This is a genomic window from Paraprevotella clara YIT 11840, from assembly GCF_000233955.1.
GTDB lineage: Bacteria > Bacteroidota > Bacteroidia > Bacteroidales > Bacteroidaceae > Paraprevotella > Paraprevotella clara.
On sequence record NZ_JH376601.1, the window covers coordinates 1 to 22,590 of the forward strand.

19 protein-coding genes are annotated in these 22,590 nt (G+C 48.7%); 12 read left to right on the top strand and 7 right to left on the bottom strand.

From position 1 onward, the window contains the following. Nucleotides 1–434 precede the first annotated feature (434 nt). The 7 genes from HMPREF9441_RS09345 to HMPREF9441_RS09375 all read left to right on the top strand — a co-directional run bounded on the left by HMPREF9441_RS09345 (nt 435) and on the right by HMPREF9441_RS09375 (nt 7,771). Nucleotides 435–1,307: an OmpA/MotB family protein gene (locus HMPREF9441_RS09345; RefSeq protein WP_039865123.1), complete on the top strand. Its 873-nt coding sequence runs from the start codon at nt 435–437 to the stop codon at nt 1,305–1,307. 225 nt (nt 1,308–1,532) lie between these two features. Then, on the top strand, nt 1,533–3,878 hold the full coding sequence (locus tag HMPREF9441_RS09350; RefSeq protein ID WP_008620501.1) for an endonuclease I family protein: 2,346 nt from the start codon (nt 1,533–1,535) through the stop codon (nt 3,876–3,878). 223 nt (nt 3,879–4,101) lie between these two features. Continuing rightward, nucleotides 4,102–4,722 (top strand): DJ-1/PfpI family protein, encoded by a 621-nt coding sequence (locus tag HMPREF9441_RS09355; RefSeq protein ID WP_008620502.1) that lies wholly within the window; start codon nt 4,102–4,104, stop codon nt 4,720–4,722. Between the two features lie 30 nt (nt 4,723–4,752). Next, complete coding sequence (locus tag HMPREF9441_RS09360) at nt 4,753–5,235, top strand: GNAT family N-acetyltransferase (protein WP_008620504.1); 483 nt, start codon at nt 4,753–4,755, stop codon at nt 5,233–5,235. A 97-nt stretch (nt 5,236–5,332) separates the two neighbouring features. Next, nucleotides 5,333–6,139, top strand: a complete 807-nt coding sequence (truA, locus tag HMPREF9441_RS09365; RefSeq protein WP_008620506.1) for a tRNA pseudouridine(38-40) synthase TruA — start codon at nt 5,333–5,335, stop codon at nt 6,137–6,139. After that, the gene (locus HMPREF9441_RS09370; protein ID WP_008620507.1) at nt 6,130–7,047 is read left to right on the top strand and encodes a DMT family transporter; all 918 of its coding nucleotides are present in this window, start codon (nt 6,130–6,132) and stop codon (nt 7,045–7,047) included. The genes truA and HMPREF9441_RS09370 overlap by 10 nt, the downstream gene beginning before the upstream one ends. A gap of 85 nt (nt 7,048–7,132) precedes the next feature. After that, nucleotides 7,133–7,771: a DUF3256 family protein gene (locus HMPREF9441_RS09375; protein ID WP_008620508.1), complete on the top strand. Its 639-nt coding sequence runs from the start codon at nt 7,133–7,135 to the stop codon at nt 7,769–7,771. 273 nt (nt 7,772–8,044) lie between these two features. Here HMPREF9441_RS09375 and HMPREF9441_RS09380 read toward each other — a convergent pair whose 3' ends face one another. The 5 genes from HMPREF9441_RS09380 to HMPREF9441_RS09405 all read right to left on the bottom strand — a co-directional run bounded on the left by HMPREF9441_RS09380 (nt 8,045) and on the right by HMPREF9441_RS09405 (nt 15,011). Next, on the bottom strand, nt 8,045–8,296 hold the full coding sequence (locus tag HMPREF9441_RS09380) for a type B 50S ribosomal protein L31 (RefSeq protein WP_008620510.1): 252 nt from the start codon (nt 8,294–8,296) through the stop codon (nt 8,045–8,047). A gap of 124 nt (nt 8,297–8,420) precedes the next feature. After that, the gene (locus HMPREF9441_RS09385) at nt 8,421–9,356 is read right to left on the bottom strand and encodes a DNA/RNA non-specific endonuclease (RefSeq protein WP_008620517.1); all 936 of its coding nucleotides are present in this window, start codon (nt 9,354–9,356) and stop codon (nt 8,421–8,423) included. A gap of 202 nt (nt 9,357–9,558) precedes the next feature. Further along, a complete protein-coding gene (locus HMPREF9441_RS09395; RefSeq protein ID WP_008620522.1) occupies nt 9,559–11,592 on the bottom strand; it encodes a DUF6359 domain-containing protein in 2,034 nt (677 codons plus the stop codon). Between the two features lie 29 nt (nt 11,593–11,621). Then, the gene (locus HMPREF9441_RS09400) at nt 11,622–12,431 is read right to left on the bottom strand and encodes a DUF5689 domain-containing protein (RefSeq protein WP_244949716.1); all 810 of its coding nucleotides are present in this window, start codon (nt 12,429–12,431) and stop codon (nt 11,622–11,624) included. 21 nt (nt 12,432–12,452) lie between these two features. Next, nucleotides 12,453–15,011 (bottom strand): TonB-dependent receptor, encoded by a 2,559-nt coding sequence (locus HMPREF9441_RS09405; RefSeq protein WP_008620524.1) that lies wholly within the window; start codon nt 15,009–15,011, stop codon nt 12,453–12,455. A 155-nt stretch (nt 15,012–15,166) separates the two neighbouring features. Between HMPREF9441_RS09405 and HMPREF9441_RS09410 the strand changes: the two genes are divergently transcribed. Beyond that, on the top strand, nt 15,167–16,213 hold the full coding sequence (locus HMPREF9441_RS09410) for an endonuclease/exonuclease/phosphatase family protein (protein ID WP_008620526.1): 1,047 nt from the start codon (nt 15,167–15,169) through the stop codon (nt 16,211–16,213). A gap of 155 nt (nt 16,214–16,368) precedes the next feature. Beyond that, nucleotides 16,369–17,367, top strand: coding sequence for a class II fructose-bisphosphate aldolase (locus HMPREF9441_RS09415; protein ID WP_039865126.1), 999 nt, complete (start codon nt 16,369–16,371; stop codon nt 17,365–17,367). A 79-nt stretch (nt 17,368–17,446) separates the two neighbouring features. Here the strand turns inward: HMPREF9441_RS09415 and HMPREF9441_RS09420 are convergent, their stop codons facing one another. Further along, nucleotides 17,447–18,526 (bottom strand): DUF4831 family protein, encoded by a 1,080-nt coding sequence (locus tag HMPREF9441_RS09420; protein ID WP_008620533.1) that lies wholly within the window; start codon nt 18,524–18,526, stop codon nt 17,447–17,449. 21 nt (nt 18,527–18,547) lie between these two features. Further along, nucleotides 18,548–20,059 (bottom strand): bifunctional ADP-dependent NAD(P)H-hydrate dehydratase/NAD(P)H-hydrate epimerase, encoded by a 1,512-nt coding sequence (locus HMPREF9441_RS09425; protein ID WP_039865129.1) that lies wholly within the window; start codon nt 20,057–20,059, stop codon nt 18,548–18,550. Nucleotides 20,060–20,219: 160 nt separating this feature from the next. Here HMPREF9441_RS09425 and hpt point away from each other — a divergent pair, with 160 nt between their 5' ends. The 3 genes from hpt to obgE all read left to right on the top strand — a co-directional run bounded on the left by hpt (nt 20,220) and on the right by obgE (nt 22,581). Then, nucleotides 20,220–20,756 carry a hypoxanthine phosphoribosyltransferase gene (hpt, locus tag HMPREF9441_RS09430; protein WP_008620535.1) on the top strand — a complete coding sequence of 179 codons (537 nt, stop codon included), beginning with the start codon at nt 20,220–20,222 and terminating at the stop codon, nt 20,754–20,756. A gap of 65 nt (nt 20,757–20,821) precedes the next feature. Next, complete coding sequence (locus HMPREF9441_RS09435; protein ID WP_039865135.1) at nt 20,822–21,397, top strand: adenylate kinase; 576 nt, start codon at nt 20,822–20,824, stop codon at nt 21,395–21,397. A gap of 5 nt (nt 21,398–21,402) precedes the next feature. Next, entirely contained in the window at nt 21,403–22,581 is a 1,179-nt protein-coding gene (gene obgE, locus HMPREF9441_RS09440) for a GTPase ObgE (RefSeq protein ID WP_008620537.1), read from the top strand. Nucleotides 22,582–22,590 lie beyond the last annotated feature (9 nt).

The following is a 22,590-nucleotide window of genomic DNA, read 5'->3' on the forward strand; positions in this document are numbered from 1 at the left end:
GAGCAATTCCGTCAGCACGGGGGATTTTCGTTTGTATACGGGCTGAAGCGTTCCGAAAGCCGGACATAAAACTTTTGAGGCAGTTTCTTCTGAGACTTTTTGCCGAGACTTTCCGTCCCTTTCTTCTTTTCCTTTTTCCGTACCCTTTGGCCGTCCTGGAGGCAGTCCATTCTTCTGCGGTGTTTGGTCGTCAATCCGGAAGCCCTGTTGTTGCTTTATGCAGATAAAGTAAAATTGTGTCTTACAGAGAAGGGGAAGTGTTCCAATTTACATTTGTTTGTATGCGGGCTGAAGCGAGGGCGGTCCACCATTATTCTTAAATAAATATGATATTTTCTTATTCTTATATAATAATGTTTCGCTGAATTTAGAAAAATGACTAACTTGCAACATGATATCTTTATGGGCAATTAATACTAAAAAATCAAATCAATATGAATCGTTCATTTCTTATGTTTTCTTTCCTCTCGGGAACTTTGGTATTTTCGAGTTGTGTGACTAAGAAACAGTATGCGCAGTTACAGACGGACTATAACAAATTGGACAAGTCGTACCAGGATACGAAAATGAAACTGGTGGCTTGCGGTACGAAATCCAAGAGTTTGGAAGAGCGTTTGGCCGAAGCCCAGAAGGCGAATGAAGAGTTGAAAGCTTCGTACGCAGCTTTGCAAGGCTCATTGGATAAGAGTATCCAACAAAATTCGCAAGGTAACGTGAATATCTCGAAGTTGGTAGACGAAATCAATGCTTCCAATAAGTTCATCAAACAGTTGGTGGAGGCAAAGGATAAGTCTGACTCCTTGAATATGGTGTTGACCAACAACTTGACGCGTTCGCTGAGTCGTGAGGAAATGAAAGACGTGGATATTCAGGTGTTGAAAGGCGTAGTCTATATTTCCTTGGCAGACAATATGCTGTACAAGTCGGGCAGTTATGAAATCAGTGAGCGTGCCGGTGAGACGTTGAGCAAGATTGCCAAAATCATCATGGATTACAAGGAGTATGAAGTGCTGATCGAGGGCAATACGGATACCGATCCTATTTCGCGGCCTAATATCCGTAATAATTGGGACTTGAGTACATTGCGTGCTTCTTCTGTGGTTCAGGCTTTGCAAAATACATACGGGGTGGATCCCAAGCGTTTGACGGCAGCCGGACGGGGTGAGTATAATCCTGTGGCTTCCAATGACACTCCGGAAGGTAAGATGCGTAACCGCCGGACGCAAATCATCATTACGCCGAAGTTGGACCAGTTCATGGAACTTATAGACCAGGCTCCCGAAGCTACGGAGCCCATGGCTGAATAAGCCTTATAATAAACAAACGTGAAAATGCCCCAATCTAAACTTTCTGTATAGAGTTTAGGTTGGGGCGTTTTTTATTCCTTCTTTGTATTGCAGAATAATCACAATCCTTGGCTTTCTTTAGCGAAGAACTGTAACGGGTACAGGATTTTATATGATTTTTTATGCCGGATAATGCTTGTTCTTTGTTTTTTATTGTATATTTGCTTTTGAGCAAATATCATAAGTATGAGGAAGTTATTACTTGAATTTTGGTGCCTTGCGTTCTGTGGGCTGATGGCTTACGGACAGGAGGATTATTACAGGCCGGTGGAAGGGCTGAAGAAGTCGGAGTTGAAAACCGCGCTTCATGAGTTGATACAGCCGGAGAAAGTATTGGACTATGGTGGTAAGGGCGAAGGCTATACCTGGTCGGGCTTTGTCGTGACCGACCGTATGCCGGACGGAACGGTGCGCGACCGTTACAGTAATGTCGTTCGTGAGTTCAACGGATTGAATGCTGTGGAGGGCATGAACATCGAGCATTCTTTTGCCAACAGTTGGTGGGGGCATACTGTGAACAATGCCTACTGTGATTTGTTTAACCTGTTTCCCAGTGACGGGACGGCCAACGGGAGGAAAAGCAACAACCCGATTGGAGTGGTCACGGAAACGCCCGCTTTCGACAATGGGATGACTCGCGTCGGGAAATCCGCATCTTATTGTGCGGATTCGTTGATTACTGTGTGGGAACCGGCGGATGAATGGAAAGGAGATTTTGCACGTACTTACTTCTATATGGCTACTTGTTATGAGGATTACGCTGATTTGTGGCAGACGACAGAAGGTTTGTTGATGGTGGAGAAAAACCGTTATCCGACTTTGCGGCCTTGGGTGAGCAACCTATTGTTAGCGTGGAGCGAAGCCGACCCTGTGGACGACGTAGAACGTGAGCGTAACGAAGCCGTGTCCGGTATTCAGGGAAATCGTAATCCCTTTGTGGATTATCCGCAGTTGGCTTCTTATATTTGGGGAGACAGTACGGATTATGCTTTTTATATCGACCGCACATCCACGAGCCCCGAGTTGTTTGTGCCCGGAGAAGGGGAGACGGTGGACTTCGGTCTGCAAGCCTTGTCCAAGGGATTGGAGGGCCGTTTGACCATTCGGGGGCGTAACTTACCCGGAGGACTGGCTTTAGATTTCGGACAGTCCGGTTTTGAGGCGGACAAGACGCAACTGACGGAAGACGAAATCGTTCGGGGAGTGACCTTGACGGTACGTTGCCGTACTGCCGAAGCCGGGGTGCACGAGGCTGTACTCCTGTTGAAAGGCGACGGTTTCGAGCACCGGAATCCCCTGAGAGTAGAGTATGTGGACGGTATTCCTGCCTATCCGGCCCGTGATGTGGTTTGTACGGTGAATGCCCAACGATTTACTGCTTCGTGGATGGACATGGGAGAGGGATCGGATTACACGTTGGCTGTCTATACAAAGGATGAGGGCGGCCGTCAGCAGATGCTTGAAGGCTATCCCAAAACGTTGGCTGGCGTTTCCGCCACAGTGGAAGGCCTGCTTCCCGCTACGACTTATTATTATACGGTAAGCCTTCCGGACGGAGAGGGCGGAGAGGCGATGGTTTCCAACGAGGTGGAAGTCCGCATGCCGGAGGTCACGCCTGTGTTTACGGCCGATGCTTCTGAATTGCATTTCACGTCTGTGCCCGGACGGGTTTCTTCCCCGCAGACAGTGACGGTTACGGCTTTAGGCGTAGACCAGTATGTGACCACAGCCACGGTAGAGGCTCCGTTTGAAGTGAGTGCAGACGGTAAGGAATGGAGTACCAAGGCATCTGTGGAAGGTACGGAACAACGTCTCATGGTGCGCATGGGGGCAATGCCTGAGGAAGGGATGACAGAAGGCGAAATGGTGCTGTCCACTCCTGGGGCGGAAGACATCATCGTGAGCCTTTTGGGAGAAGTGGATAAGAAAAAGGCGTTTTTCGAGACCTTTGAGACCGGTTTTAAAAACAGTTATAAGGAAGGCCAGGTGACGTGTGTGGCCGCGCAGTGGCGGATGGCGCAGACCTTGATAGGCAACTTGGCGGACGACAGGAAAAACGGTGATTGGAGCGTGCGTATGCAGGCCAAATCCGGTGTCACGACAGAACTGGAGATGATGGAAAACAAGACGGAGGGTTGCGACTCTTTGTGGTTCTATGCCGGGCTGTATGGTGAGAAGGATACGGGCGTGAAGCTCACTGTGGAATATTCCTTGGATGGAGGAATGACGTGGCTGCCTGTGGCAAATAATCTGGCTTTCAACAAAGGAGAATGGAAACGTTACGGTTATAAATTAGACGTAGACGGTCTTGTGCGGTTGAAGTTCAGCGTGACGGGAACCTCTTCGAAGCGAATCAACGTGGACGATATACAGATGAGCGATTACGGTACGGGCGACGGTGTGCGGCAAATCCGGGTGGAGAATCCCGATGAGTGGGTGGATGTGTATACCCTGGGCGGCATTTGGGTACGTAAGGCTAAGCGTAAAGATGCGCTGAAGGGTTTGAGGCCGGATTATTATATTGTGAAATAAACGCATACCGGCATGGTACATTGGAGCAATACGTAACGAGTCTGCTAAAATGGCGTTTCGTTACGTATTGTTCTTTTGGGTGTAAGGCTCATGAGAAAGAGGAAAAATAAACTGCCACTGTTTTTATTTCACTGAAAAGGAGTAAAAAGAGCCTACTGTCGCTCTGCATAAACTGCATTTTTCGTACTTTTGCAAAAATACTGTTGAACGAAAATACGACTATATGAATAAGGAAGTCCTATATGTCCTTTTGCCCGATTATGCGGCACATGAGATGGTATATCTCTCAGAAGCCATTGCTTCAGACGAGTTTGCCTTGAAAGAGAACCCGAAATATGTTAATAAAGTTGTGGCTCCGACTTTAGAGCCGGTGAAGTCGATAGGCGGGTTCCGAGTCATACCGGATTATTCGTTTGACACGATGCCTGAAGACTATGCGGCGTTGGTGCTGATTGGCGGTTTCGGATGGACTGCACCGGTTGCAGAGAAAGTCGCACCGATTGTCAGTAAGGCCATTGAGGCAGGCAAGGTGGTAGGTGCGATATGTAATGCCGCATCGTTCATGGCTAAATGTGGTTTCCTTAATCATGTCCGGCACACTGGGAATGGTTTGGAACAACTTAAGCTTTGGGGAGGAGACCATTATACCCATTTCGAAGGTTACGTCCATACGCCGGCAGTCAGTGATAACAGGATTGTAACAGCCAACGGTTCTGCAACGCTTGAATTTGCCAAAGAACTTCTTCTATTGCTTGAAAACGATACGCCGGAACGTATCGAAATGTACTATCAATTTAACAAGCGAGGGTTTTGTGACTTGTTCCCGCAATACAAGCAAATCTGAAGTATATAGGTATGCCTTTAAACAATAAAGATGATAGAAATAGGAACATATTCAACGTGCGATAAAGAAAGCGTCATAGCTCTTGTGCTACATTGCCAGAATGACGGTACCCGTCCGTTGGTGGGTGTCGAAGACCAGTCGGATTTACTTCATATCGAAGAAGAATATATCTATGACGGAGGTAATTTTTGGGTGGCAAAGGAAAACGGAAAGGTCGCCGGGACTATCGGTTTGATGAATAAGGGAAACGGCTTATGTATATTGAAAAAATTCTTTGTGTACGAACCGTATAGGGGGAAACCGCATAACCTCGGACAGCAGTTGTACGGTGTGTTTTTGGAGTTTGCGAAACTACATGGTTTTTCAAGGATAATTCTCGATACACCCAAAAATACGGATAGGGCGCATTTGTTTTACGAGAAGGCCGGTTTCAGGAGAATAGAAAAAGAAGAACTTCCGGTTGAGTATGATTATCCTTACGATGATTCCCACTTCTTTTATTTGGACTTATAGTGTAAAAGCCTATGGTGTTACGATGTAGGTAGTAAGGAAAAATCGGTAAGAATCTAAATAAAAGCATTATCTTTGCATCCGTTTACAAATCAGACGGATGCAAAGATATTTTTTATATTTGGCCTATGACGGCACGAATTACCACGGTTGGCAGATTCAGCCCAACGGCATCAGTGTGCAAGAGGTGTTGCAGAAAGCCTTGGCCACCCTCTTGCGGCAGCCCGTATCCATCACGGGGGCGGGACGGACGGATACCGGAGTACACGCTCGGATGATGGTGGCCCATTTCGATTTCGAGTATGCCGACGACCCTGTGCGCCGGATTGACGGAAGGTGGCTGACGGACAAGCTCAACCGCCTGCTGCCGCCGGATATCTCCATTTACAAGACGGTGCCTGTGGCAGCCGATGCACATGCCCGTTTCGATGCCTTGTCGCGCACCTACCATTATTACCTGCATTTCGGCAAGTCCCCGTTCTTGCGGGCTTATTCCTGCCGTCTGTACCGGATGCTCGATTTTGAAAAGATGAACGAAGCCGCTGCCGCATTGTTCGATTATACCGACTTCACCAGTTTCAGCAAAGTGAATACCGACACGAAGACCAACAACTGCCGTATCATGCAAGCTCGCTGGACGGAGCTTGCGCCCGGCGAATGGCGTTTTGAAATCCAGGCGGACCGTTTTTTGCGCAACATGGTGCGTGCCATCGTCGGTACGCTCGTCGAGGTGGGGCGGGGCAAGCTTACGCCGGAAGGCTTCCGGGCGGTGATAGAAGGAAAAGACCGTTGCCGGGCTGGAGAGTCCATGCCGGGGAACGCCCTGTTCTTAGTGGATGTGGCCTATCCGGACAAATGTTTCATGGTAAAGAATAGAAACGGAAAAGAAAAAGAGATATGTGGTTGATTCTGGCGTTTACTTCCGCCGCCCTATTGGGTTTTTACGATGTGTTCAAGAAAAAGTCATTGAGAGGCAATGCGGTGATTCCCGTCTTGTTTCTCAATACATTGTTTTGCAGCCTTATCTTCCTGCCGTTCATCCTTGGTTCGGCTTGGGGAATGACGGACACCGGCAGCCTGTTTTATATCCCCCCGACCGATTGGGGAGCGCAGAAGTACATCCTGTTGAAGTCCTGCATCGTGCTTTCCTCATGGATATTCGGTTATTTCGGCATGAAGCATTTGCCGTTGACGATAGTGGGTCCCATCAATGCCACACGCCCCGTCATGGTGCTCGTCGGTGCACTGTTGGTCTTCGGCGAGCGGTTGAACCTTTATCAGTGGGTGGGTGTGGCCTTGGCTGTGCTGTCGTTCTTCATGTTGAGCCGGAGCGGTAAAAAAGAAGGCATCGACTTCCGGCACGACAAGTGGATTTATTTCATCGTCTTGGCCAGTGTACTCGGAGCCGTGAGCGGCTTGTACGACAAATATCTGATGGCTTCGCCGGAGAATGGGGGAGTGGGGCTGGACCGCATGGTGGTGCAGAGTTATTATAACCTCTACCAGTTGGCGATGATGGGCGTCATGATGCTTCTGTTGTGGTGGCCGCGCAGGAAGCAGACCACGCCTTTCCGGTGGGATTGGTGCATCCTTCCGATTTCGCTCTTCCTGTCAGCGGCAGACTTCGTCTACTTTTATGCACTCAGCTTGGACGGTGCCATGATTTCCATTGTCTCCATGGTGCGCCGCGGCAGTGTGGTCGTTTCGTTCCTGTTCGGAGCCATGGTTTTCCGCGAGAAGAACTTGCAGAGCAAGGCGGTGGACCTGGTGTTGGTCCTGCTCGGAATGGTGTTCCTCTATTTGGGTTCCCGTTAACGTGAAGAGATGTTATTAATAAGGTGCGAGGCGCGTAATGTCGATAAAAATGACTAAGTTTGTGCCCGTAAAATAAAATGGATATATGAAACGTTTTTTACCTCTTATCATAACGTTGGCATTGGGCCAGGCTCTTCAGGCACAGAAGATGCGCGACGTGTTTGCCGCCATGCCCGACAGCGTGTTGGGCATCATGACGAAAAACAACCGTCTGGATTGTATCGACTTCATAGAAAACGACATGGAGGCTAAAGTGCGCAACCGTTTCGACGGTTTTAGCGTGTTGAAAGCGTTGACGGCGGACTATCTCGACTTGCAACTGACGCCGAATTGCCGGGTGGAGATGAAGCTTTTGCCGGCCGAAGATACGCTGAACTATATTTGCGTGGCGCGTACTTATTCCGGGCCGGTAACCGAGACGAAGGTCGCCCTTTACGCGCCGGATTGGAACGTGTTGCCGGAAGAGAAGTGGATACCCTTTCCCGCGTATGCCGATTTTTGGGAAACGAATGATTCGGTAGATAAAGAGGAAGTGTCACGCCTGCAGCATTTGCAGGACATGCGCTTTGTGACGGCTTCCCTGCAACCGGACGATATGCGGCTGACTTTTGTTTTGCAGCCCGGCGAAGTGGACAAGGAGGAGGCAGAGCGTATGAAAAAGGTTTTACGTCCTGTCGTATATGAATGGCAGGGTAAACGTTTTGTCTTGGTCGACGGCAAGTGATTGTCTTTTAGCTTGTTGAGTATTCTCAAAAAATCTAAGGAGAACGAAAAACGAATCTCAGCAGATTGAAAAATCAATCTGCTGAGATTCGTTTTTCGTTTGGCGGAGATTGAAATCAGATGCTCCGCAAGCGCATCCGAAAGCCTCCGGAGGTGTGGAAAAATATGGACTTTTCCGTGATCCCCTTGTACGGGGAAGGAAAAGAAAAACGGTGTGGAAACTGTTGTCACCACACCGTTTTTTTATCTTTCCGATAAAATATGGAATCCCGATTTATTTGCGGCTCTTTGCGTAGCGGCTCATGAACTTGTCTACGCGACCTGCCGTGTCCACCAATTTGTTCTTACCCGTATAGAAGGGATGTGAACTGCTGGAAATTTCAATTTTCACTACCGGATAGGTTTCGCCTTCAAATTCTATGGTCTCGCTCGTTTTGCAAGTAGAACGTGAAAGGAACATGTCACCGTTGCTCATGTCCTTGAACACTACGGGACGATAATTCTCAGGATGAATATCTTTCTTCATTGTCTTATAAATTTTTGTCAGTTCAACTTATAGCTGGTAACTATATGTGTAATGGTCTGATTTACGAGGTGCAAAGTTAAGCCTTTTATTCAGAACCGCCAAACTTTCTGCGGAATATTTTCGGCTATAATCCGCTCCAACTTTCTATATTATAAGTCTGCTCTACCGGTATTTCTATCCGGTCGGGCAGATTGCAGAAGAAATCGATACCTGTCTTCTCTTCCAGTTCGTCGATGCTGACGGCCCACGTGCGGAGTGATGGAGTCGTGCCGTATCGTTTGTGTTCCACCCAAAAACCGATGGCTTTGTAAGTGTTTTGTCCGCCGTCGTACTTTTTGCAGAGCAAAGCCATGAAGTAGTACTTCGGTACGGCGACTTTCGTGGGGGAACTGGGGTCTTTTCCACCGATGTATTCTATGATTTGGTCGTCACGTATCGTTCCGCCTTTTACGACAAAAAGTGTGTCGCGGAAATTGTTGTTGCGTCCCCAATTGCGTACTTGCGTTTCGAGGTCCGACCAGTTGGGGGAGTTGAAACTGCCCATTTGCGGACTCATGTTGGAGAGGTAGAACGTTTGTCCGTTGGCATCCATGGAGAAGAGGCGGTCGGCCGACGCACAGAGGTGACCGCGCTGGTAACCGCTCCGGCTGAAATCACTCAATTCATTTCGTTCTCCGGCGGGAATATCCGGATCGGGTTGGAAGGGATCGCCCTCCCAGACTTTGCCGTTCCATTCTGTACCTTTCCAATTATTGCGATTCCAGCTTGTTCCGGACGTCGTGTTGGTAAAGACGAAAGCAACCCATCGCGAGTGTTTCTTTTCTTTGTGCCAGTCTAAGGTGTAGTTCAATACTTGCTCTCCTCTGTAAGTTACGTAATGGGAATAAATGTCGCCCGTTTGGTCGTCCAGCCTCGGCATCTCCAGATTTCTGGCGTTTCGTATAACCGTAGGATTGGCGTTCTGGTTCGAGTTGTCGCCCGATGTTCCGTCGGGAGTGTCGTCATTGCAGGCGATGAGCAAAAATATTGCACTAAGGAAAAGGATAGAGTTTATTTTCATTGATATTTATAATTTCTTTTTCTATTTACAAATATAAGGGATTTCTTTTTTTCTTTGCAAGGTTTTTGCAAGAAAATAAGGAGAAGAAGAATATGTTTTCCGCAATTCGTTTACATGAATTGTCGGAAACAAAGAAACCACCCCTGCAACAACTTTATTTTGTTGCGGGGTGGTTTGTATTATTCTCTGCTTTTTCCTTATTTTATTCGGCGTAAGTGATTTCTATCGTTTTGATACGCAATTGGACTCCACCACTACTTGACGTATGGTCATTTACTATTTTCCAATTGTTACCGTCTATTGTGGCATAAAGTTGTGTGTTGCCGACATAATTAGTACCTTGGTAGGAATCGCAGTTAAGTACAACTTTGGCGATGGGCTTGGAAGCTTTTAACGTCATCGAATTGAGTGCATACATGCGTACGCCTCCTGTGGCCGTATAGAATTTAGGAGGATTGTTGCCTTCCTCTTGTGCAAAGATGATTTCAGTTCCTTCTGAATCAGTAGCTCCCAAGGGGTCACCTGCATTTTCCCATCCGAAAGAGTTGAGGTCGGTGGTCGTTACGTTGTCCGACGCGGTGGCCTCAGGAGCTGTCAGGCTCACGGTCGCTCCGTCTATGGCAATCAAGGCATCTCCTTCTCCACCCGGAGTAGGTTCTGGGTCTGTACCCGGTTCTTCCGCGTTGCCGGATAACACCTTGATACTTTTCACCTCCCAAGTGGAGGATTGAGTGTCTGTACAAGTATGACGAAGGGCTACGACAACGTTACTGCCTATAAATTCAGACGGAATATTGATTTCCTTGTTCTTGAAAGTGAAATCTGCGTTAAGCCCATCGGTATCATAAGTTAACTGTGTCCACGTTGCGCTGTTTACATTGCCTGTATAGTCCTTGCTTATGAGTATGGAATTATTGGCATTAAGATCTCCGCGTTCATAGTTGATGGCCATATTGATAGCCATATGTACAGCCGATGTGCTGCCAATCGTGAAAGCCGGACTCACGAAATAAGTCTCTCCGGCTTGGTTTTCTTTTTGTCCATCCCCGTTAAAGTCTTGGTAACCGGTAATCATGGCACTTTGGAAGTCATTGTACCATTCGAGGGTTCCGGAAACTGAAGTTGACGTAAAACCACCCAATGAACTTGTGAAATCCTGATTGAGATATTCGCCTTCCGGGTTTGGTTCTTCCGGTGTATCCTCAATCTTTCCTTTGATGACCTCTATTTTCTTTACCTCCCACGTTGAGGATTGGGTGTCGCTACAGGTATGTCTCAAAGCTATATAGACTTTTCCTCCCATAAACTCGGCAGGAATAGCTGTTTTCTTATTCTTGAATGTAAAGTCGGAATTGAGTCCTTCAGTATCATACGTTAATTGTGTCCACGTTGCACTGTTTGCATCGCCTGAGTAATTCTTGCTGATAAGAATTGAATTGTTTGCATTGAGGTCACCACGTTCATAGTTGATGGCCATATTAGTAGCGACATACGCTTCTTCGATTTGTGACAGGTCTATTTCCGGACCGACAAGGAAAGTTACTCCAGCTTGGTTTTCTTTCTCACCATCTCCATTAAAGTCCTTATATCCTGTAATCATGGCACTGGAATAATCATTGTACCATTCAAGGCTTCCGGATGTCGAAACGGAAGCAAACTCTCCGAGAGATTGTGAAAAGTCTGCGCTGAAGATGGCTTCGCCAGATTCCTCCGGCATGTCGCCTATCTCTTGTCCGTCGAGGATGGCGGCTGTCACGCTTTTCACGCCCGACCCACCGAAGTATTTCTCCATGGTACCGTAGAGCATGATTTCTTTGCCCAGGTTTTCCGGATGGGCTTGCAGATTGAGTGCGTTACGCACATCACCGCTCGGAAGCTGTACGGCCATGCAGTCATTGATATTCTTGCTGTCGGGCGAACTGGCAATGACAATGTTGGGAGCACCAGCTCCGTCAGCACCGAATACTACGTCTGATATGGTGTAACTCGGGCCGCCGTCTCCGGTTGAAACGGGAATGTAGCCCACGATATAGGCTTTTACCCAAGCATATCCGCCGTTTTGGTTCAGCGAAGCACCTTTGACGGTATAGGGGGAATCTTTGGTTCCGGTTCCGTATATGCTGTTGGCATCTCCCTTGCCCGGTATGTCGTAAGGGGAGGGAACGTCATTACATGCCTGGAACAGGAACATGCCTAATGTCAGGCATAATAGGCTGATAAAACTTTTCGTTTTCATATTATTTCGTTTTTGTTGGTGAATGCATTTTATTGAATGTCTCTTGAAGTGCGTACGGTGAGTTGCCATTCGCCGTTATATTGGGTGAGTAACCCCGTGACGTCCACTTTTCCCATCTTCATGTACTCCGTAGAGAAGTTGGCGTAAGTGCTGGTGCGGAAAGGAATGTTGGTATTTCCTACCTTAAGGGTACGGTTTACACCGTTTCCTCCGTCGCCTTCTGCTTCCGGAGCATATTGCGTCAGTCCGTCGGCTTCTACAAATTCCGCATCGTTGATCTTGACAAAGAATGCCGCGTCAGCTTTATTGGCCGAAGACAGCCAGGCTTCGTCGATTTCCATAGGAGTCAGTTCGGGATAAGAAAGTTCTGGCTGGCCGATAACTTTGACATGTTCCTTCCATGTATATTCCGGCATGCGGCCTATCTTGCCTTGGTACAAGGTGCCTAACTGGGCCATGGAACCGTAACCGCCTACATAAAGTCCTTTACAGTTGATGGCTATTTTCTGGCCTACAGGTAAGAAAGCATACAGTCCGGTGGCGTTTATGCCCACAACTAAAGTACCGCTTCCGTCGTTGACGTACAGGTTCTTGTAGATGTTACCGGATTCGTCATCGCCTACCACCACACCGGAGATGACCAGGTTCTCTTGTACTTCTTCCGCTTTGTTGCTGCTGACTATGCCGGCATACTTTGTCTTTAAGTCAGCGATAGTCGTATTGGCTTCTCCTACAGCGGGATTGCCGTATGTATAATTAGTCGGGTCGTCATGGTGGTCCATACAGCCGGAGAAGACGGCCGCCAACATGGAGACGAGCAATAATTTAATATTTTTCATATTCAAGTTCATTTTAAAAGGTTAGAAGCGGAATCCTATGTTGAGGAACCCGTTGAGTCCTTGTGCGTAGTAATATTTAGAGTGGCGTGAGAACTGGTAAGGACGCTCGCGACCGTCATCGTAGGCATCGTCGCGGTTCTGTTCGTATCCTCCGGTTTTCATGTCCGTATTGTTGGTCACGTTGTTCAGCGTCAGGTTGATGCTCAGGGCGCGGCCTTTTTGCAGGCGGATGTATTTTCCGATGGAGAGGTCGAGCATGAAACCGCCGTCGAACTCTTCCTGTCCGGGGATGTTTACGCTTACTTTGTTGCCGTCTTCACCTACGGTCCCGTTCTCGCCGGCTGACACACCCAAAACCTTACCTAATCTGCGGTAAGTAGAGAAGTCGATGAATCCGCGGTGGTAGTAGTTACCGTTGATACTGAAGAACCAGCCTTTCACATTGTAGTCCAGTCCGAGACTGTAGGCAGAGAGCGGAGTTCCGCTTTCTTTCATTCCGTCGATGTACACGACATCTTGCGTAGTCTCGCTTTCGTTTTCGTAAGTCAGATTGGCGTTCGGGTTGTTCACATATTCGGCGTTGTTGAATGTGCCCAACGCTTTCAGGGTCAGGTTTGACGTGAGTTTTACGCTGGCGGCCAGTTCTACTCCCATATATTCTTTCTCTACCCCAGTCATCGACAGATAAGTATAGCGCGACTCCTGGTCGTTGTAGAACTGGTCGAGTTCGGTCACATTGTTGAAACGCGTGTAGTAGCCGCTGACCTTGAAAGCGAAGATGGGGCCGTTGAACGCATAGCTGGCTTCGGCAGTCATTACTTCTTCGTTGGTCAGATTCGTGGCGAAGTCGTTCTTCAGACGGGGAGCGATGAAGGCATTGTAAGGCAACGGTGCGTTTTCTTCATATCCAAGCCCGACGTTGAACACGTGTTTGCCTCCGATACGGAAAGTCGCTCCGGCCTTGGCTCCGCTTTCCAAAAATTTGGCTGTGCCGCTCTTGCCTTTTGAGTTGTTGGCCGCACGACCGTTGCGCATCAAACCTTCACGTTCCATGGTCGTTCCGCCCAAACGTCCGGCAAAGAACAAACTGTAGAAGCTTTTATCGAATTGGTAGTTGGCCCAAACGTTGGCTTTATTGACGAATATATTATAATTGTAGCCAAACTTGTCGTCTTCACCGATCAGGCGGTTGGGATTGTCCAGATCGTTTTGAATCATGCTGGAGTTGTAGCCGTAGTCACGAACGGAGAATTTGTCTACGTCCGTATATTTGTTGGCACCCAGCAAATCTTTCATGGTTTTGTAGTGCATGCCTTTGGTGGTGCTGGCGTTTACGCCGGCTGTGATATAACCGTACTCGTCCATGTCGCGTTTCAGGGTGGAACCGAAGTTGAAGGCCATTTGGTCGTTATGACGATTCTCTACGTAGTACAAGGCTTCGCCCCCTAACGTGTTTTGTTGGGCGTTGGCAAAGTACATGGCATCCCAATCGAGTTGGCGGTGGGACTTTGCGCTGGTCCAGTAATTATATGCGTTTTGCCAAGTCTCCACATCCTCGTCGCTCAACGGTTGGTTGAATACGTTGCCGCTGATTTGTCCGCTCGGTAACTTTTTGTAGTAATCCGGACGCGGGTCGGCGGCATTTCCACTCCATCCTAAAGCGCTGCTGGCATACATGCTGTATTTTCCGGAGAACGATGTAGACAGCTTGGTTCGTTCGTTGATGTCGAAATCCCAAGTGACAATCGCTGTCGGTTCGAAAGAATTTACCACACGTGCATTACGCTTTTCGCCGTTTTGGTAACCCCAGTTCGGGTTGTAGTAATGGTCGTTGGCCAACCAGTACGCTTCTTCTGTGGAAGAACCCTGCTGGGCACGTTCGGTGGGGGAACCCCAGGTCGTGAAGCTCAAGCTGTGTCGGTCGTTGAACCGTTTCTCGAACCCTAACAAATAGCTGAACGAATTGTAGAACGTACCTTCTACGAATCCTTCATTGGCCCAACGGTAACCGATGGAACCGGTGAAGGCCCATCCGTTGCTCATCAGTCCCGAAGAGTAGGTGTACATGCCTCGTGCACGATAGTTTCGATTGGTACCGGACAACGATAATTTGTGGCCTGTGGCGTATTGTCCGGCCCGTACATTAATATTATCCGCTCCTCCCACCGACGTATAACCGAATTGGTTCATCAGGAAAAACGGGGAGCCTTCACGGTTACGGGTTGCGTCGTTCAGTCCTCCGATGGAACTGTAACTGAATACGCCTCGCTCGGCATCGTTGAACTGGATACCGTTGATGAACATGTCGTTGTTGGAGTTTTGATAGGCCCTCAGGCGGAAGCGCATGGGACTGAATAGATAGCCCACTTCAGACAAATACAGGTCGTTGCCGACTCCTGTGATGGCCGAAACGGTCTGGCCCGCGTCGTCATCTTCATTGAGTTGCGATTCTGTGAACGAAAAGTCCGCATTCTCATTCTGTGCCCGTTGTTGGAGCACGGCCAGAGTGTCTGTCTGTTGTGCGTGGAGCAAGGCTGACACAAAGAATGCCGATAGAATCAAAGTTGTCTTTTTCCCCATATCTCGTAGATTTATTATATTGTTGTTACAAAGAAACACATTATTTTCAAATTAAAGTCATCCCGGACTAACTTTTTGCCATTTTTTTTTGGCTCGATAGCCGAAAAAAGCCATATTTGTAATAGAGAATTAACAAAACGTTAAAAAAACATCTTATGAAACGAATGTTTATGGTTATGGGCTTGTTCGTACTGCTGTTTACGGTGGCACGTGCCCAAGAGAAGAAATTCGGCATGTATGCGGTTGGGTTTTATAATCAGGAAAATCTTTTCGATACCATTCATGACGAGGGGAAAAACGATTTTGAGTATCTGCCCGATGGGGCTATGAAATGGAACGGAATGAAGTATTTCGCGAAATTGAAGAACATGGCCACTGTATTGTCGGAGATGGGGACAGACAAGTTGCCCAATATCGGTGCGTCTGTCATCGGGGTGTCTGAGGTTGAGAACAGCCGTGTGATGCAAGATTTGGTGGAACAGCCGCCTTTGAAAGCACGTGGAATGAAGTTCGTTCATATAGAAGGGCCGGACAAGCGTGGCGTAGATTGTGCGCTGATATACAATCCCCGTTTCTTTACACCGGAAAAGTCGTTTCTGCAACCTTATGTATATGAGGCGAAAGACAGTGCTTATCATACGCGTGGCTTCCTGACCGTACAAGGTAAACTGGCGGGCGATGATGTGACCTTTATCGTATGCCATTGGCCCAGCCGTGCAGCGGTTTCATACTATAGGGAGCGTGCAGGGAAACAAGTCCGTATGTTGAAAGACAGTATCAGCAAGGCAAATCCGGAAATGAAAATCATCGTGATGGGGGATATGAACGACGATCCTTTCAGTCCGAGTATGGCGAAAGCTTTGGGAGCCAAGCGCGAAATGAAAGATGTGGGCAAGTCCGATTTGTATAATCCTTGGTGGAACGTGCTGGCTAAAGACGGACGGGGCACGTTGATGTATGACGGCAAGTGGAACTTGTTCGACCAGATTGTAATGACTCCCAATTTATTGGATTTGGATGGTAAGAAGGATTATTCGACCTTGAAGTTCTTTAAGAATGAGATATTCTCGCGCAATTATCTGTTTCAAACCGAAGGGCGATACAAAGGCAATACCAAGCGTACGCATGCCGGCGGAGTGTGGCTGAACGGTTATAGCGACCACCTTCCGGTTGTGGTATATTTGGTAAAAGAGATGAAATGACGCTACAAGCACTCCCCCGAAACGGTAAAATACGCTTCGGGGGATTTTTTTTGTTTAAAAGATATGGGCGGGAGATTGGATTTGAAGAAAAATGCCTATCTTTGTCCTACCAAAAAAGAGTGAAACGAATTGTTCTTTTTATAAATTATAAAGATATGGTTAATTACAAAGACTTAGGCTTGGTGAACACCAGAGAGATGTTCAAAAAAGCCATTAATGGCGGTTATGCCATTCCTGCTTTCAACTTCAACAACATGGAGCAGATGCAGGCTATCATTCAAGCAGCCGTAGAGACCAAGTCTCCGGTGATCCTTCAGGTTTCTAAGGGTGCCCGTCAGTATGCCAACGCTACGTTGTTGCGCTATATGGCTCAGGGTGCTGTTGAATATGCAAAGGAATTGGGTTGTGCCAATCCTCAAATCGTGTTGCACCTCGACCACGGAGATACTTTCGAGACTTGCAAGAGCTGTATCGACTCAGGTTTCTCTTCAGTGATGATCGACGGTTCTCACCTTCCGTATGACGAGAACGTGGCTTTGACGAAGAAAGTCGTAGAATACGCTCATCAATTCGACGTAACCGTAGAAGGTGAGTTGGGCGTATTGGCCGGAGTAGAAGACGACGTTGTGGCTGAACATCACACCTACACCCGTCCTGAAGAAGTAGTTGACTTCGTAACCAAAACCGGTTGCGATTCTTTGGCTATTTCTATCGGTACTTCTCACGGTGCATATAAGTTCAAACCCGAACAGTGCCACGTTGATCCCGCTACAGGCCGTTTGGTTCCTCCTCCTTTGGCATTCGATGTATTGGACGGCGTAATGAAGGAGCTTCCGGGCTTCCCCATTGTACTGCACGGTTCTTCATCTGTTCCTCAGGAAGAAGTAGACACCATCAACAAATACGGTGGCAAGTTGGAAGCAGCTATCGGTATCCCCGAAGACGAATTGCGTAAGGCTGCCAAGAGTGCAGTTTGCAAAATCAATATCGACTCAGACTCTCGTCTGGCTATGACGGCTGCTGTTCGCAAGGTATTTGCTGAGAAGCCGGCAGAGTTCGACCCGCGTAAATATTTGGGTCCGGCTCGCGACAACATGAAGAAATTGTACGAGCACAAGATTGTCAACGTTTTGGGTTCTGACAACAAGTTGTAATCCGGTCGTACGACATATAAAAGTTAAAGGGCTGCTTTCGGGCAGCCCTTTTTTTGCTTATTGCATGTTTAGTAGGTTTTCAGTTTTCCTCGCCGTTGTCCGTCAGTTGTTTGATGGCTCCGTTGCTGGGGTAGAAAGTGACTTGGGTGGTGGTTTTCTTGTCGAAGAGCACATTACTCAGGATTTCCACATGGCCGAATTGCCCCATGGGGAACTCCCCTTTGCAGAACTCTCTGGAAGCATTGAATACGCTGACCGCCACTCGTTCAGGTACATTATAATATACTCCTTCCTCCATTTTACCTTTCTTTTTGGCAGCCTTTTCGTCCACGACGGGCAGGGGGAGGGTATTCATGTTTTTCAAAGAGAGGTAAACCGGCTCGCCGGATAAATCGTCATTGTCCACTACGCCCAGTTTTTCCGAGAAACGGAACAGCACCATCCGGTCTGTAAACTCCGCAGGCGTGAGTTCTATGGTGAAAACCTCCGTACTGGTGTCCACTGTGCCCTTGAACAGTTGTGTAAGGGCTGTTTCCTGCATCGTCAATTGGTCGAGCATAAGTTTGAGTTGAGCGCCATCCTTCGGCATGTTGTCCGCTTCGCCCTTAATCAATGCCGTGCGGCTGTCTCGGATATCATAGATTTCTTCGGCCGTCAGTTCGGCTATTTTGGCATTGCTTCCGGCAGAAAGGATTTCCTGATTCATGTAATCTCTGGGATTGAGTCTTTTAGGAGCATCATTTCCTTTCGGAACGGCCGGTAACGGTTCCTCTTCCCCGTCGGTATTGATGGACAGGAGGATGCCTTCGGAAGTGAGACCTACCAACGGAGCTACGGTTCTCTTTTTAAGCTGTATGCTGTAAACTTTTTGAGGATCGGGTACTCCGTAGGGTACCATATCTATACTTTTTATACTCCACTTCGTGTAAGGTTCCTGGTTTATTTGGGACAAACGGAGATAGCGGTCGGCATATTTGCTGAATTCTCCGGGGGTATAGACTTGCTTTTCGGCCACGACGACCAAGCGAAGGGCTGTACGGGGCAAGTAATAGGTTACGCCCTCCACCGTGGCGCCGGGTACGTACGGGCTTACTTCGGTTTGTGCGACGGCACCGAGTGTGCAAAGTGCCAGTCCGCATAACAGGGTTCTTGCTTTCATAAACTTTATTTTTATCAGTATTTATTCTTTTAACTTCTTGAAGGCTTCGGGGAGCGCGTCGATGATGTCGCTGGCTATCATGCTTTCTTCGCCTAACCTTTCGCGTGCGATGTCACCGGCCAGGCCGTGCAGATAGGTGCCCAACTGGCAAGCTTCATTGGCCGTATATCCCCGTGCCAGTAAAGCCGTAAGGATGCCGGTCAGCACGTCGCCGCTTCCGGCTGTGGCCATGCCTGCATTGCCCGTGGGGTTGATGATGACGCGTCCCGTCGGTGTACAAATCATGCTGTTGTGTCCTTTCACGATGACATATAATTGCATTTTGATGGACAGCTCACGGGCTTTTGCCATACGGTCGTAACTGTCGGTACATGTTCCCACGAGATTTTCCAGTTCCTTGGGATGCGGAGTGAGAATCGTGTCTTGCGGGATTTCCGGAATCCATTCCGGATGGTTGCCCAGGATATTGAGCGCATCCGCATCGAGTACCATTTCGCCCGGATGATTGCGGATGAATGTACGCAGAGCCTCTGCCGTTTCTTCGTGTGTGCCCAGTCCGGGACCCATGGCCAGAGCGTTGTAGTCGTAGGTACTTATGGCTTTCGACACCCGGATGTCGGACAAATCATGGCTGAGTATGGCTTCGGGTACACTGCATTGCAAGATGTTGTTGTTCATGTCCGGCGTATGGACGGTCAGTTTGCCCACTCCGCTTCTCAGGCAAGCCTTTGCCGCGAGGATGGTTGCGCCTCCCATGCCGTACTGTCCGCTTACGAGCAGGGCATGCCCCATGCTGCCTTTGTGGGCGAAAGGGTTACGCGGTTTGAGTATCTTTTTCACCTCTCCAGGCTCTATCACCGTAATACTACAGTCGATAGCCGCCAGTCCCTCGGCGGAAAGCCCGATGTCCATGGGTTTTACTTCACCGAGATATTTCTGGTTCTCGCCGAAAAAGAAGGCCAGTTTAGGAAGCTGGATGGTCAGGGTCAGGTCCGCACGGACGATGGCCGACGGATTATTGTATGTGTTGTCTTCGCTCATCAGGCCGGACGGGATGTCGATGCTCACCACTTTGGCCGGACTGGCGTTGATTCTTTTCACGAGTCCGGCATAGCCCCCGTCCAAAGGCTTATTCAGTCCGGTACCGAACAGTCCGTCTACGATGACATCTTTTTCGTCCGCTTCAGGGAAAGAAAACTGGGAAGATACTTCGGTGAACAGCAGTCCGGCCAGGTTTTCCAACCGTTTCTTGTTGTTCAGGCAATCGTCGCTGAGACGTCCCGTGATGTTGAACAGATACGTCTGCACCGTGTACCCGGCGTTGCAGAGCAGGCGGGATACCGCCAAGGCATCGCCTCCGTTGTTGCCCGGACCGGCAAACACGATGAAGCGAGTGGCGGTGGTCCAACGGCTTTTCAGTTCGGATGCAATCGCTTTTGCGGCACGTTCCATCAAATCGGTGGATGAGACGGGTTCGTGTTCGATGGTGTATTTATCTAATTCTTTAAACTGGGTCGAGGTGAGTATCTTCATGACAAATAAAACTTCGTTTTCTTTCGTATTTTTTGGGTTTGGTACTGTTTTTGGATAAAATAGGAGGCGGTTCGGCACGTCCAAACTTGAAAAACTTTGTTTTTCGTTTGCCTCTGCGCTCACCTTTCACTATCTTTGTACGCAAAATTAGCAAAAAGATATGGAAACACTTCAGATAAAGGATAAAAAATTTGCCGTGTCGATACCTGAGGCTGAAATATTGAAACAGGTGAAGCGGGTGGCTGGAGAAATCAACCGTGATTTGGCCGGTTCGGAACCTGTTTTTTTGGCCATATTGAACGGGTCTTTTATCTTTGCGGCTGATTTGATGAGGGAAATCGAGCTTTCTGCACAGATTTCGTTTGTCAAGTTGGCTTCGTACGTGGGGACGTCTTCAACCGGTTCTGTCTGTGAGATGATAGGACTGAATGTCGATATTTCCGGACGGGATGTCGTGGTTGTGGAGGATATAGTGGATTCCGGACTGACGATGAAATACGTGACGGAAATGTTGGCGAAGTACAATCCCCGTTCCATTTCCATCTGCACATTGTTGCTCAAGCCCGGTAATTTGAAGGTGGATTTGGACATTCCGTACAAGTGTTTCTCCATACCCAACGATTTCATTTTGGGGTATGGGCTGGATTATGACGGTTACGGGAGGAACACCCGTGACATTTACACCGTCGTGGAATAGGCCGGCAGTTTCTATTGTCGGAAAAAGAGGAGAAAGATTGTTTCAACCAATACAAAATAACAACGATGAAGAATATTATTATTTTCGGTGCTCCGGGATCAGGTAAGGGCACTTACAGTGACGAGATTGTGGCAAAATACGGCATGGGACACATTTCTACCGGTGACGTGTTGCGCGGAGAAATCAAGAACGGTACGGAGCTGGGCAAGATTGCCAAGGGATATATCGACAACGGGCAGCTCATTCCGGACGAACTGATGATCGACATCCTGGCCAAGACATACGACGCACAGACGAAAGGCCAAGGGGTGATATTCGACGGTTTCCCCCGTACCATCGCGCAGGCCGAGGCTTTGAAGAAGATGCTGGCCGACCGCAAGGACGACATGGGCATGATGATAGAGTTGGTGGTGGACGAAGAGACGCTGATGGCCCGTTTGCTGAACCGTGCCATCGAGCAGGGACGCGCTGACGACAATGAAGAAACCATCAAGAAGCGTTTTGACGTGTACCGCAACCAGACGGCTCCTTTGGCCGAGTGGTTCGAGAAAGAAGGTTTGCGCCACACTTTCAACTGGAAAGGTTCGAAAGAACAGATGCTGGCGGAAATCTTTGAAGCGATAGACGCTGCAAACAAATAATTTATATGGCAGAATCCAATTTTGTAGACTATGTGAAGATATACTGCCGTTCGGGTAAGGGGGGACGCGGTTCGGCGCACATGCGCCGGGCCAAATACGTGCCCAATGGCGGACCGGACGGCGGAAACGGCGGCCGTGGGGGTAATGTTTACCTTCGCGGCAACCGCAACTATTGGACGTTGCTCCATTTGCGTTATGACCGGCATGTCTTTGCCGGCCATGGCGGGAACGGCTCCAAAGCCCGGTCGTCGGGCAAGGACGGTGAGGACAAGTATATAGACGTGCCGTGCGGAACGGTGGTCTATAATGCCGAGACGGGAGAATACCTTTGCGACGTGACGGAGGACGGGCAGGTCGTATTGCTGCTGAAAGGAGGCCGGGGCGGTCTGGGCAACTGGAATTTCCGTACGGCCACCAACCAGGCGCCGCGGTATGCCCAACCCGGGGAGCCGATGCAGGAGATGATGGTCATCATGGAATTGAAGCTGTTGGCCGATGTCGGCCTGGTAGGGTTTCCCAACGCCGGGAAATCCACTTTGCTGAGCGCCGTGTCGTCCGCCCGTCCCAAGATCGCCAATTATCCCTTTACGACACTCGAACCCAGCTTGGGCATCGTGTCCTACCGCGACAACCAGTCGTTCGTAATGGCCGATATTCCCGGCATCATCGAGGGAGCCAGCGAGGGAAAAGGGTTGGGGCTGCGTTTCCTGCGCCATATCGAGCGCAACTCCTTGCTGTTGTTCATGGTGCCCGGCGACACGGAGGACATCCGGAAAGAATATGAGATACTGTTGAACGAACTGGCCACGTTCAACCCCGAAATGCTCGACAAGCAGCGGGTGTTGGCCATTACGAAGAGCGATTTGCTGGACGAAGAACTCATCCAGATGCTTTCCGAGAACCTGCCCGACGTGCCTCATGTGTTTATCTCTTCGGTCACGGGAATGGGCATAGCCGAGTTGAAAGACGTGTTGTGGCGCGAGCTGAACAGCGAAAGCAATAAGCTTCAGGCCATTACGGACCAAAGCAGGATTGTGCATAAGAACAAGGACTTGAATTTCCTGCAGAATGAGCTGAAGGCCATGGGCGAGGATGAAGATATCCAGTTCGTGGACGAGGAAGAGATAGAAGACCTTGATGATTTCGAATACGAAGAGGATTGGGACGACGAACCTCAAAAATAGTTCCGGAAA